Annotated in this window: 13 protein-coding genes; 7 read left to right on the top strand and 6 right to left on the bottom strand. The window is 68.3% G+C overall.

Annotated elements, in window-relative coordinates; translation table 11 throughout:
• The 4 genes from VKZ87_RS05095 to VKZ87_RS05080 all read right to left on the bottom strand — a co-directional run.
• A partial coding sequence (locus tag VKZ87_RS05095; RefSeq protein ID WP_324220171.1) for a helicase-related protein occupies positions 1-2,747 on the bottom strand: 2,747 nt, incomplete at its 3' end.
• Positions 2,748-2,750: 3 nt separating this feature from the next.
• Positions 2,751-3,188, bottom strand: coding sequence for a PaaI family thioesterase (locus VKZ87_RS05090; protein WP_324220170.1), 438 nt, complete (start codon positions 3,186-3,188; stop codon positions 2,751-2,753).
• 131 nt (positions 3,189-3,319) lie between these two features.
• Complete coding sequence (locus VKZ87_RS05085; RefSeq protein WP_324220169.1) at positions 3,320-4,072, bottom strand: sulfite exporter TauE/SafE family protein; 753 nt, start codon at positions 4,070-4,072, stop codon at positions 3,320-3,322.
• A 122-nt stretch (positions 4,073-4,194) separates the two neighbouring features.
• Entirely contained in the window at positions 4,195-4,575 is a 381-nt protein-coding gene (locus VKZ87_RS05080; protein ID WP_324220168.1) for a winged helix-turn-helix domain-containing protein, read from the bottom strand.
• A gap of 111 nt (positions 4,576-4,686) precedes the next feature.
• Between VKZ87_RS05080 and VKZ87_RS05075 the strand changes: the two genes are divergently transcribed.
• The 5 genes from VKZ87_RS05075 to VKZ87_RS05055 all read left to right on the top strand — a co-directional run bounded on the left by VKZ87_RS05075 (position 4,687) and on the right by VKZ87_RS05055 (position 9,566).
• Positions 4,687-6,030, top strand: coding sequence for an NAD(P)-dependent oxidoreductase (locus tag VKZ87_RS05075; protein ID WP_324220167.1), 1,344 nt, complete (start codon positions 4,687-4,689; stop codon positions 6,028-6,030).
• Positions 6,031-6,061: 31 nt separating this feature from the next.
• Entirely contained in the window at positions 6,062-6,844 is a 783-nt protein-coding gene (gene rfbF / locus VKZ87_RS05070) for a glucose-1-phosphate cytidylyltransferase (protein WP_324220166.1), read from the top strand.
• Positions 6,829-7,956, top strand: coding sequence for an SDR family oxidoreductase (locus VKZ87_RS05065; RefSeq protein WP_324220165.1), 1,128 nt, complete (start codon positions 6,829-6,831; stop codon positions 7,954-7,956). The genes rfbF and VKZ87_RS05065 overlap by 16 nt, the downstream gene beginning before the upstream one ends.
• Complete coding sequence (gene rfbC, locus VKZ87_RS05060; RefSeq protein ID WP_324220164.1) at positions 7,943-8,494, top strand: dTDP-4-dehydrorhamnose 3,5-epimerase; 552 nt, start codon at positions 7,943-7,945, stop codon at positions 8,492-8,494. Before VKZ87_RS05065 ends, rfbC begins: the two co-directional genes overlap by 14 nt.
• Before the next feature lie 253 nt (positions 8,495-8,747).
• Positions 8,748-9,566 (top strand): flagellin, encoded by an 819-nt coding sequence (locus VKZ87_RS05055; protein ID WP_324220163.1) that lies wholly within the window; start codon positions 8,748-8,750, stop codon positions 9,564-9,566.
• Between the two features lie 30 nt (positions 9,567-9,596).
• Here the strand turns inward: VKZ87_RS05055 and VKZ87_RS05050 are convergent, their stop codons facing one another.
• Both VKZ87_RS05050 and VKZ87_RS05045 read right to left on the bottom strand, forming a co-directional pair.
• Entirely contained in the window at positions 9,597-10,157 is a 561-nt protein-coding gene (locus VKZ87_RS05050) for a Spy/CpxP family protein refolding chaperone (protein WP_324220162.1), read from the bottom strand.
• Positions 10,158-10,237: 80 nt separating this feature from the next.
• Positions 10,238-11,164 carry a LysR family transcriptional regulator gene (locus tag VKZ87_RS05045; protein ID WP_324220161.1) on the bottom strand — a complete coding sequence of 309 codons (927 nt, stop codon included), beginning with the start codon at positions 11,162-11,164 and terminating at the stop codon, positions 10,238-10,240.
• A 74-nt stretch (positions 11,165-11,238) separates the two neighbouring features.
• Between VKZ87_RS05045 and VKZ87_RS05040 the strand changes: the two genes are divergently transcribed.
• Together VKZ87_RS05040 and VKZ87_RS05035 are read left to right on the top strand one after the other, a co-directional pair.
• Positions 11,239-11,430 carry a hypothetical protein gene (locus VKZ87_RS05040; protein ID WP_324220160.1) on the top strand — a complete coding sequence of 64 codons (192 nt, stop codon included), beginning with the start codon at positions 11,239-11,241 and terminating at the stop codon, positions 11,428-11,430.
• On the top strand, positions 11,427-11,798 hold a 372-nt coding region (locus VKZ87_RS05035), incomplete at its 3' end, for a GNAT family N-acetyltransferase (protein ID WP_324220159.1). The genes VKZ87_RS05040 and VKZ87_RS05035, both read left to right, overlap by 4 nt.

Genomic DNA, 11,798 nt, shown 5'->3' with positions numbered 1-11,798 from the left:
TCCACGATGGCCTTGTGCGAGCGTAAGAAAAGCTGCACCGGCTCGCCGCTCTCGCGGTCCTTCGCGGTGATGGTCTTGTAGCCCAGCGCCCAGAGCAGGCGCTGCAGCTCGGCGGCGCCGCAGCCGGCGAGGTTCATCCAGGCGGTATCGGCGGCGAAGGCGCCCGGCGGGCCGGTATGGCCCTTCTTCTTCGGCGCGGGCTGTCCGGCGGGTTTGTCATCGGCCGGCTTCGGCGCTTCGGCTGCCTGCTCCGGTGCCGCAGCCTCGGTCGCGGTCTCCGTCACAGGCACGGTCTCCGTCACAGGCGCGGTCTCGGCAACGGGCGCGTCGCTCTGTGCATCGGCGGGAACGGCTTCGGCCGCCACCGGCTCCGCGTCCTGCGCGGCGGCAGCGGGCGTCTCCGCCGCCTTCGCGTCCTTCGCCTGCTGCTTCGCCCGGCGCGATTCATGCTCGGCCTGGCGCGCGCCCTCGGCGATGCGCTGCACCACGTCGAGGCGGAAGGCATGGCGCCCGGCGCGCAGGAAGCCCGCCGCCATCCACCAGCGGTCGTCGCGCCATTCGAGAATGGGCAGCGAGGTCAGGCCCGGCGTCGGCGGCGCGTCGGGCTCCCTGCCCTCATGCACGGCCCAGAGCAGGGTCTTGAGCTGCGTCGGCTTCGGCTTGAGCAGCTTGGGCAGCAGGATATGCGTCTCGCCGAACTGCACGCCCATCTTGCGCAGAGGATGCCGCTCGGCCTGGCCCATGCCGCGCACCAGATCGGCGACGTCGTCACGCTTCAGCGCGCCGAGGCTTTCCGCCAGCTGGAAGGCGACGCCGCGCGCGGCGAATTTCAGCTCGGCATCGCGCAGGCGGTAGAGGTCGCCGAGATGCTGGCGCAGGTAGCGCTTCAGCCAGTCGGCCAGCTTGTCCTCGACCTGCCTGCGGCTTTCCGCCGGCAGCAATTCGTCGGCCAGCAGGTTGACCTTCGGCTCGAGGATTTCCGCACCCTTGCCCAGCACGGCAAGCGTGACGCTCTCCTTCTCCGGCGTCACCAGCAGGATGCCGCCCTCGGGCGACAGCACGAAACTGTCGTCGGCCAGCGCGAGGATCTTCTCCGCACGCTCCTGCAAAGCGGGGCCGAGCACGCGGATCGAGGCGGCGCGGATCGCGCGGCGTTCCTCGACGCTGTCATGGCCCACGGGCCGGAAGCGCAGGCCGCGCACATGGCCGATGATCTCGCCGCCGACGGTGAGCGCATCGTCCTCGGCCAGCCTGACGTCCAGCAGCGCCGGATCTTCCTTCAGGCCGCGGGTCAGCACGGAGGTGCGGCGGTCGACGAACCGCTCGGTCAGCCGCTCGTGCAGGGCATCCGACAGCCGGTCCTCGATGGCGCGGCTGCGCGCCTGGAAATCGGCGGCATTGTCGAGCCAGGTGCCGCCCCGGGAATCAGTGCGATGGGCGACATAGGTCCAGGTGCGGATATTGGCCAGCCGCTGCGACAGCGTGTCGATGTCGCCCTCGGTCCGGTCGATCTGCCTGAGATGCCCGCTCACCCAGTCCGGCGGCAGGCGGCCGTCATTGTCGCACAGATGCACGTAGATCTGCGTCAGCAGCCGCGCATGCACGTCATGCATGGACTTGGCGAAATCGGGAATCTCGCAGACCTGCCAGAGCAGCCGGATGCGGTCGGCCGAGGTGGCGCGCTGCTGCACCGGCGCCTCGGTCTTCAGCATCTGCAGGGACAGAATGTCGTCGGCCTCGCGGCCGCGCGTCAGGCCCTCGCGCGGCGGCGGCATGTCCAGGGTGCGGATCAGCGCGTCGATCGAGCTGAAATCGAGATCGGTGTTGCGCCAGCGCGCCTGGGTCACCGGATCGAAGCGGTGATTCTCGATGCGCTCGATCAGCTCCGGCTCCAGCGGCGGGCAGTCGGCCGTGGTGCCGAAGGTGCCGTTGCGCAGATGCCGACCGGCGCGGCCGGCGATCTGGCCGATCTCCGCCGGGGTCAGCGGCCGCATGCCGACGCCGTCGAATTTCGACAGTTCGGCGAAAGCCATGTGCTCGATGTCGAGATTGAGGCCCATGCCGATGGCGTCGGTCGCCACCATCACGTCGACATCGCGGTTCTGGAACAGCTCGACCTGCGCGTTGCGCGCCCGCGGGCTGAGCGCGCCCAGCACCACGGCAGCGCCGCCGCGCTGGCGCCGCAGGGCCTCGGCGATCATGTAGACATCGGCGGCGGAGAACGCGACCACGGCCGAACGCTTGGGCAGGCGCGACAGCTTCTTCGAGCCGGCGAACGACAGCTGCGACAGGCGCGGCCTGGCGATGAATTCCGCATTCGGCACCAGGCGGCGGATCAGGCCGCGCATGGTATCGGAGCCGAGGAACATCGTCTCCTCGCTGCCGCGGGCATGCAGCAGGCGGTCGGTGAAGACATGGCCGCGCTCGGCATCGCCGCAGAGCTGGATCTCGTCCACGGCGATGAAATCGTAGGCGCGGTCCAGCGGCATGGCTTCCACCGTGCAGACGAACCAGGTGGCGCCTCTGGGGATGATCTTCTCCTCGCCGGTGACCAGCGCGACATGGCGGTCGCCCTTGATCTTCACGGCGCGGTCGTAGACTTCGCGGGCAAGCAGGCGCAAAGGCAGGCCGATCACGCCGGTGCGATGGGCCAGCAGGCGTTCCACGGCGAGATGGGTCTTGCCGGTATTGGTCGGGCCCAGCACGCAGAGCACGCGGCCCTTCTCAGCGGTTTTCAGTTCGGTCACGGCTCAACTCGCCTTCTGGATGGCCTTGGTGATACGGGCGGTGGTGCAAAGCGTTCCGCCGACGCGGGCATTCACCTCGCAGAAGGCGACGTTCCTGCCCCTGCGCAGCAGCTGCCCGGTGAGAATGACGCGCTCGCCGGCCAGCACGGAGCGCAGATGCTGCAGATGGATGTCCACGGTCACCGCGGTCTCGTCCTCGTGCATATGGCCAAGCAGCGCGAGCAGGCCCGGCGGCTCCATCAGGCCGTTCAGCACGCCGCCATGAACGTATCCGCCGCGCAGCATCATCCCGCCCTGCGCGGTGAAACCCACTTCGGCCCGTCCGGCCTCCAGCGACAGCAGCTCGAGTCCGACCCAGACATGGAAGTCGGTCTGCGAGACGAGATCCCGGGCGAAAGGCGCGACCCAGGCCGCGAGGCCGGGATCGATGCGGGCGGACATGAAAGGAGGCTCCGTTTTGGCCGCAGTATAGGGTCGCGGCGGCAAGGGGCTCAACCGGGAGCGGCCTTTATTTACATGCGCCGGATGTCATGGCCGGACATGACAATGGTTTTCAGAAATGCGCGGTTCGCCTAGGTGAGGACGAGCTTCGAGGCCGCCACCAGCAGCACGGCGCCGAGCAGGTATTGCAGCAGCCGCACCGGCAGCCAGCGGATCACCAGCTGGGTGCCCAGCAGGGCGCCGCAGAGGGCGGCCAGCGCGAACCATGGCAGTTCCTCGGGCAGCGCCCGCAGCGACAGGATGTTGCCGGCGAGGCCGGACATGGAATTGACCAGGATGAAGGGCGCCGCCATGCCGGCGGTCTGGCGCGCCCCGGCCCAGCCGAGCAGCAGCAGCAGCGGCGAGAGGAAGATGCCGCCGCCGGTGCCGGTCAGGCCCGACAGCAGGCCGATCGCCGCGCCGGCGATCACGGCGGCGGGCAGCGGAATCCGCACATCGCCGCTGCCGCCGTTCAGCGTCGCCTTCTCGCGCGGATCGATCAGCAGGCGCAGCCCGGCGAAGGCCAGCACGATGCCGACCGCCATGCGGTAGGTGCTGACCGGCAGCTGCACGGCGCCGCCGATGAAGGCCATCGGAATCGAGACGGCGACCAGCGGCAGCAGGGCGCGCGGATTGATCAGCCCGGCGCGCCACAGCCGGTATGTGCCGACGCTGGCCACCAGGATGTTCAGGCTGAGCGCGGTCGGCTTCATGATGGCGGGCGCGACGCCGACGAAGGCCATGGCGGCGATGTATCCCGAGGCGCCCGCATGGCCGACGGTGGAATACAGCGTCGCCGCCAGGAAGATCAGCAGCGTCAGCAGAACCGTCTCGTCGAAGCCCATCCGCCCCCCGTTATGACGTTTCGACTATAACGGTGGGCGGATGGAGCGGCAATCCGTCAATCTTTCGACTGTCATGGCCGGGACAAGCCCGGCCATGACAACAAAAGCAAAGGTGATCGCCGTTACTTCGCCAGCCTGCCCTTGAGCATCTTCAGGTCGGCGGCGCAGGCCCTGGCGGCGGCGGCCTCCATGCGGCGGAAGCGGGCCAGCACGTCCTCGCCAAGGGCGGTGAGCGCGGCGCCGCCGCCGGCCCGGCCGCCGCTGCCGGCCTCGACCAGCGGGGTGCGGAAGCAGCGGTTCATGGTGTCGACCAGCAGCCAGGCGCGCTTGTAGCTCATGCCGAGCCGGCGCCCGGCCGCGGCGATGGAGCCGGTCTCGCGGATGCCTTCCAGCAGGTCGGCCTTGCCGGGCCCGAGCGCGATCTCGCCGCCCAGCATGAGTCGCAGGCGGATCGTCTCCGCCGCCGACTCGCGTTTTCCGCGTTTCGCAGGCTTCGCAGTCATCGTCCTGTCACAGCACCGTCAGAACCGGCCTTCCGGCGGGATCATAACAGGTCCATCCACGCGCGGCGACCACACTCTGGTCACAAGCAAATCGAGCGCGTCAGCGGCTAAATGACCGCCATGATCATTCTCGACACCGCTCTCGAAAAACGCCGCGCAGAAAAGGGCCCGATCCGCATCGCCATGATCGGCGCCGGCTTCATGGGCCGCGGCATCGCGCTGCAGATCGCCACCGCCATGCCGGGCCTGCAGCTCTGCGCCATCGCCACCCGCCGGCTCGACGCCGCCCGCCGCGCCTATGAGGAGGCCGGCCAGGAACCGCGGGCCGTCTCCTCGCTGCAGGAGCTGCGTGCCGCCATCGATGCGAACACCCCGGCGATCACCGAGGACTGGCGCCTGCTCTGCGAGGCGCCTGAAATCGAATGCATCATCGAGGTCACCGGCTCGATCGACTATGCCGCCGAGGCGATCTCGTATGCCATTGAGCAAGGCAAGCATGTCGTCGCCATGAACCCGGAGATCGACGGCACGCTCGGGCCGCTCTTCGGCCGCCGCGCCGCCGAGAAGGGCCTGGTCTTCACCGATGCCGACGGCGATCAGCCCGGCGTCACCATGAACCTGTTCCGCTTCGTGCGCGGCCTCGGCGTCACCCCGGTGGTCTGCGGCAACATCAAGGGACTGCACGACCCCTACCGCAACCCGACGACGCAGAAGGCCTTCGCCGAGCGCTGGGGCCAGAAGCCGCATATGGTCACCTCCTTCGCCGACGGCACCAAGGTGTCCTTCGAGCAGGCGGTGATCGCCAACGGTACCGGCATGCGGGTGGCGAAGCGCGGCATGATCGGCCCGACGGTGGAAACCGGCACGCCGATCGACGTGGCGGCGCAGAAGCTGGAGGCCGAGCGCTTCATCGGCACGCCGGGCATCGTCGATTACGTCACCGGCGCCGCGCCCGGCCCCGGCGTCTTCGTGCTCGGCACCATCGAGCATCCGCAGCAGCGCCATTACCTGGAGCTCTACAAGCTCGGCAAGGGGCCGCTCTACTGCTTCTACACGCCCTATCATCTCTGCCATTTCGAGGCGCCGAACACGGCGGCGCGTGCCGTGCTCTTTGGCGACGCGGCCCTGCGTCCGCTGGGCGCGCCATGCGTCGATGTCATCGCCGCGGCAAAGACCGATCTCAGGGCCGGCGCCACGCTGGACGATCTCGGCCATTACATGACCTACGGCCTGGCCGAGAATGCCGACGTGGTGCACCGCGAGCGGCTGCTGCCGATCGGGCTGGCGGCCGGCTGCGTGCTCAAGCGCGACATCAAAAAGGACGAGGTCCTCTCCTATGACGACGTGATCCTGCCGAAGGACCGTCTGATCGACCGGCTGCGCGCCGAGCAGGACCGCCTCTTCTTCGGCTCCTATGCCGGCGACACCCTGCCGGTGCGGGACGTCGCGGAATAACGATCTTCGAACGATCCCCACGGAGATACCGATGAAAGTGGTCATCCTGGCAGGCGGCTATGGCACGCGGATATCGGAGGAAAGCGCCATCCGCCCCAAGCCGCTGGTCGAGATCGGCGGCAAGCCGATCCTCTGGCACATCATGAAGATCTACAGCCGCTACGGGCTGAACGACTTCATCATCTGCTGCGGCTACAAGGGCAACCTGATCAAGCAGTATTTCAAGAACTACGCCTTCGATCTCTGCGACATCTCGCTCGATCTCTATTCGGGCCGCACCGAGATCCTGCGCAACGGCATCGAGCCGTGGAAGATCACCATGATCGATACCGGCCAGGAAACCATGACCGGCGGCCGCATCAAGCGCATCGCCCGCTATCTCGATCCCGACGAGCCCTTCTGCCTGACCTACGGCGACGGCGTGACCGACGTGAACATCGCGGACGTGATCGACTTCCACAAAAGCCACGGCAAGCTGGCCACCGTGACGGCCGTGCACCAGCCCGGCCGCTTCGGCGCGCTCGGCATCGCCCCCTCGGATACAGGGCCGCTCGTGCAGGCCTTCCGCGAGAAGCGCAACGAGGACGGCTCCTACATCAACGGCGGTTACTTCGTGCTGCAGCCCGAGGTGATCGACTACATCGATGGCGACGACACGGTCTGGGAGCAGGAGCCGCTGAAGCGGCTCGCGGCCGAGAACCAGCTGATCGCCTACCGGCATGACGGCTTCTGGCAGAACATGGACACGTTGCGCGACCGCAACCTGCTGGAAGCCATGTGGAACAGCAAGGAGGCCCCATGGAAGGCGTGGTAACCGAGATCGAGCGCGAGGCACGGAGCGAGAGCAGCGGCGGCACCCGCCCGGCGCGGACCAAGGATGCCCGGCTCGGCCGCATCCTGATGACCGGCGGCGACGGCTATATCGGCAACGTGATGGCGCCGTATCTGGCCCGGCTCGGCGCCGATGTCACCGGCTTCGACACCGGCTTCTACCGCGCCGGCTGGCTGTTCCATGACGGCCAGGACCGCGCGCGCATGATCACCCGCGACATCCGCAGCATCACGCCGGAGGACCTCGAGGGCTATGATGCCGTCGTGCATCTGGCCGAGCTGTCCAACGACCCGCTCTGCGAGAACGATCCCGACCTCACCTTCGAGATCAACCACAAGGCTTCGGTGCAGCTGGCCAAGGCGGCCAAGGCGGCCGGCGTGAAGCGCTTCGTCTATGCCTCGTCCTGCAGCGTCTACGGCGCCGGCGGCGCGGAAGCGCGCACCGAGACCGATCCGACCGATCCGCTGACCGCCTATGCGAAGTGCAAGCTGCTGGTCGAGCGCGACGTCGCCCCGCTGGCCGACGATAATTTCTCGCCGACCTTCCTGCGCCTGGCGACCGCCTTCGGCGCCAGTCCGCGGCTGCGCTTCGACATCGTGCTGAACAATCTGGCTGGCCTCGCCTGGACCACCGGCAGGATCACCATGACCTCCGACGGCATGCCGTGGCGTCCGCTGGTGCATGTGGAGGATATCAGCCAGGCCTTCGCCGCCGTGCTGATGGCGCCGCGCGACGCGGTGTTCAACCAGGTCTTCAATGTCGGCGACAACGAGCAGAACTACCGCATCCGCGAGATCGCCGAGACGGCGGCCAGGGTCTTCCCCGGCTGCGAGATCGAGTTCGGCGACAATGGCGGCGACAACCGCAGCTACCGCGTCTGCTTCGACAAGATCAGGCAGCATCTGCCGGGCTTCCAGTGCCAGTGGTCGGCCGAGCGCGGCTTCCGCCAGCTGCGCAGCATCTTCGAGCGCATCCGGCTGACGCCGGAGGTTTTCCAGGCACCGCCCTATACGCGGCTGCGCACCCTGAAGACCCTGATGGAAACGCAGCAGGTTTCCCCGAAGCTGGAGTGGAACGCCTATGATTTTCAATGAGACGAAGCTGAAGGGCGCCTTCACCATCGAGCTGGAGAAGCGCGCCGACGATCGCGGCTTCTTCGCCCGCGGCTGGTGCCGGAAGGAATTCGCCGATCACGGCATCGATGTCGACATCCTGCAGGGCAACATCTCATGGAACCCGGCGAAGGGCACGATGCGCGGCATGCACTGGCAGGTCGCCCCGCATGAGGAAGGCAAGCTGATCCGCTGCGTGCGCGGCCGCATCTTCGACGTGATCGTCGATCTGCGTCCCGGCTCGCCCACGCAGTACCAGTGGTTCGGCGCCGAGCTGACGTCGGAGAATTACCGCATGATGTGGTGTCCGCCCGGCTTCGCCCATGGCTTCCAGACGCTCGAGGACAATTGCGAGGTGAACTATCTCGTCTCGGCCGCCTATTCGCCGGAAGCCTCGCGCGGCCTGCGCTACGACGACCCCGGCATCGGCATCGTCTGGCCGCTGCCGGTGACGAAGATCTCCGGGCAGGACCGCAGCTGGCCCGACATCAAAAAGACGACCGCCGAAGCCGCCGACTGAGAGCGGCCGGACGGAATTGCAGGGAGCGCCATAACGGGAAGACGCTGCAGCAGGCCCCGGTCCGGACAGGACCGGGGCTTTTTTCGGCCCCGTCCCGACCTTTAAATTATTGAAATTCCAGAGACACATTCATACAACCAAGGCGATTGAGCAGCCTACGAACTAAATTTCTGGTTTAAAAAACGCTTGCTCTGCGCCGGTTTTCCGCCATTGTTGCCTGGCGGCCAGAACGGCCCCGACGGAGCGATCAGAAATGACCTCGGTGAACACCAACAGCGGTGCCCTGACGGCCCTGGCGAGCCTGCGCAGCCTTGCCACGCGCGTCGAGGTCAATTCCAAACAGCTGCAGACCGGATACCGCGTCGCCGACCTGATGGACGATTCGGCGGTGTTCGCCGTGGCCCAGGGCGTGCGCTCGGGCCTCAAGGCCCATGTGTCCGTGCAGTCCTCGCTGCAGCAGGGCCTCGGGCTGGTGGACGTTACCCTGGCCGGCATGCGCAACATCTCCGAAACGCTGGTCGATCTGCGCGCCACGCTGATCAAGGCTGCCGACGGCTCGCTCTCCGACGCGCAGCGCGACACCTACAAGGCCGACGCCCAGCGTCTGCATGCGCAGATCCTCGCCTCCACCCTGGCCGCCACCTATAACGGCCGCAACCAGATGCTCACCAGTTCGACCGACGTGCAGTTCGTCGCCGACATTTCCGGGCGCACGATCACGGTGGGCACCTACGGCATCAATCCGCACTGGAGCGATCTCGGCACCGCGATCGACGCCATCGCCGACCAGGACACCGCGACGGCGGCCTATAACCTGGTCGATCCGCTCGAGGCCGCGACCCACGCGACCATCGCCGAATTCGCCGCCACGCGGCGCCAGTTCGAACTGCAGATGCGGTTCAACGAGGATCTCGTCGATGCCGTGAAGAAGGCGCTCGGCGCGCTGGTCGATGCCGATGTCGCCGGCGCCGCCGCGCTGTCGCAGTCGCTCCAGGTGCAGGAGCAGCTGGCGATCAGCGCGCTGAGCATCGCCAACCGGCAGCCGAACGCCATCGTCCGGCTCTACCGCTGACGCCCTGACCCTGGGCCTTGGGGCTCTGGCCTAGACCAGGCCGATCTGCTCGATCAGTTCGTCGGCCAGCGTCTTCTGCCGCGCATCCAGCTGCGTGTAGAGCTTCGCGATCGCCGCCTGCCGGGCCTGCAGCGCCGACAGGCGCGCCTCCAGCGCGCGCGTCCGGTCGTCCAGCCGCTCGGGCAGGCTCGAGCCCCTGCCCTCGCGCGTCACCGGCCGGATCGCCGCCGCCTTGCGCATGGCATCGGCGAAGGTCTTCCACGCGTCTTCCTGCGCAGCGGTGATCTGCAGCTCGGCCTTCAGGAAGGCGAGCTTGCCCTCGATATGCTCGTTCTTCGGATCCGACAGGCCGCCCTCGCGCTGCATGCGCTCGATCATGCGCTGCATGGTGCCGCCCATGGTCTGCGCCATGTCGCCCATCATCGCGCCCATCTGGCCCATCATCTGTCCCATCATGGCGCCCAGCTCGCGCATGGACGGCTCGCGTTCGCTCTCCGCGCCGGGCTCGCGCGGCGCGGTCTGCGCCTGGGCGGGGGCGAAGGGCAGCGCGGCGAACAGGATGGCGGCGAAAGCGATCGCGGGCATGGACATGGCAGCCTCCCTGGCGCGGCCTGTCGGTACGGAATGTGAAACCGCCGGCGGCGGATTCTGTGCCCCGGCGCGGGATACGTCTACGGCCGCCGCTTCGCCGCCAGCCGGCGCAGGCTCGCCAGCGTTTCCCGCAGGCCCCGGCTGAGCGCCTTGTCCCGCCGCAGCACCAGCGCCAGCTGCCGCGACAGCTTCGGCCTGAGCGCGCGCAGGGCAAGGCCGCGCCGCGCTTCCGGCGTGGAAAGCGCCATGCCGGGCAGGACCGAGCAGCCGAGCCCCGCCCCGACCAGCTGCTTGATCGCCTCCACGCTGTCGAGCTCCATGCCGGGCTTCGGCACCAGGCCGGCGGCGCCGAACCAGGCATCGATCAGGCCGCGCGTGTTGCCGCCGGGCTCGGGGATGATCAGCGGCAGGCCGGCCAGCGCGGCGGGCGTCGCCGGATCGGGCAGGCGCAGGCCGGGATGGTTCTTCGGCGCGATGGCGACGAATTCGTCGATGAGCAGCGGCGTCACCTCGAAGGCGCGGCCCAGGCTTCTCGCCCCGGCGCCGGCCGGCGGCAGGGTGACCACCGCGAGATCGAGATCGTTCGCCTCCACCGCACGCAGGATCTCCGGCGTGTTGCCGGTATTCACCGCCAGGTCCAGCAGCGGGAAGCGGCGGCGCAGATCGCTCAGCGCCGGCGGCAGCAGATGGATGCAGGCGGTGGCGCCGATGCCGATGCGCACCCGCCCGGTCACGCCGCGGCCATGCTGCGCCACGGCCTCCAGCGCCGCCTGCACGGCGGCGTCGATCCCGGCCGCCTGCTGCAGCAGGGCGCGGCCGGCCGCCGTCGGCATGACCCTGCGGCCGGTGCGCTCGATCAGGCGCAGGCCCAGCTTCTGCTCCAGCTGCTTCACCTGCAGGCTCACGGCCGGCTGCGTCAGGTTCAGCCGCGCGGCGGCGGCCGAGAAGCTGCCCAGCCGCACCACATCGGCGAAGGTCTGCAGATGGTCGAGGTTGAAGCCGCGCATGGCTTAATTTTTCTTATGATCCGCATAAGAAAGCAAAATTTTGTTTATGGGCTCCGTCGCGCCATCCTGCGCGCATGACGCTTCTGCGGATCCTGCATTTTCCGGCGTTTCACCTGCCGGCTTTCGACGCCGCGCCGCTGCTGCGCCTTCTTGCCGGCGGCAGGCCGCGCCGGCCGGAGGAACTGGAGGACTGGCAGCTGCGCGATCTCGGTCTCACCCGGCCCTGGCCCGGCCCGGGGCGTCTGCTGAACCCCTGGCTGCCATGAACACTGCTCCTGCCGTTTCCTCCGATGTCATTCTCGCCGATGCCGGCGAGGAGGACATGCCCGCGATCCGGCGCATCTATGCGCATCACGTGCTGCATGGCCTGGCCAGCTTCGAGGAGGAGGCGCCGTCGCTGGACGAGATGCGCAGCCGTCGCCGGGCAGTGCGCGATCTCGGGCTGCCCTATCTTGCCGCGAAGGATGCGCGCGACGGGCGCCTGCTCGGCTATGCCTATGCGACGCTCTACCGGCCGCGCCGGGTCTACCGCTTCACGGTGGAGGATTCGGTCTATCTCGCCGCGGGCGAGCAGGGGCGCGGCATCGGCCGGCTGCTGCTGCAGGCGCTGATCGCGCGCTGCGCCGCCGCCGGC

The organism is Ferrovibrio sp., from assembly GCF_035304305.1.
Taxonomy (GTDB): domain Bacteria; phylum Pseudomonadota; class Alphaproteobacteria; order Ferrovibrionales; family Ferrovibrionaceae; genus Ferrovibrio.
Note: the sequence above shows the minus strand (reverse complement) of the source record. Positions and strands in the feature narration are given on the sequence as shown.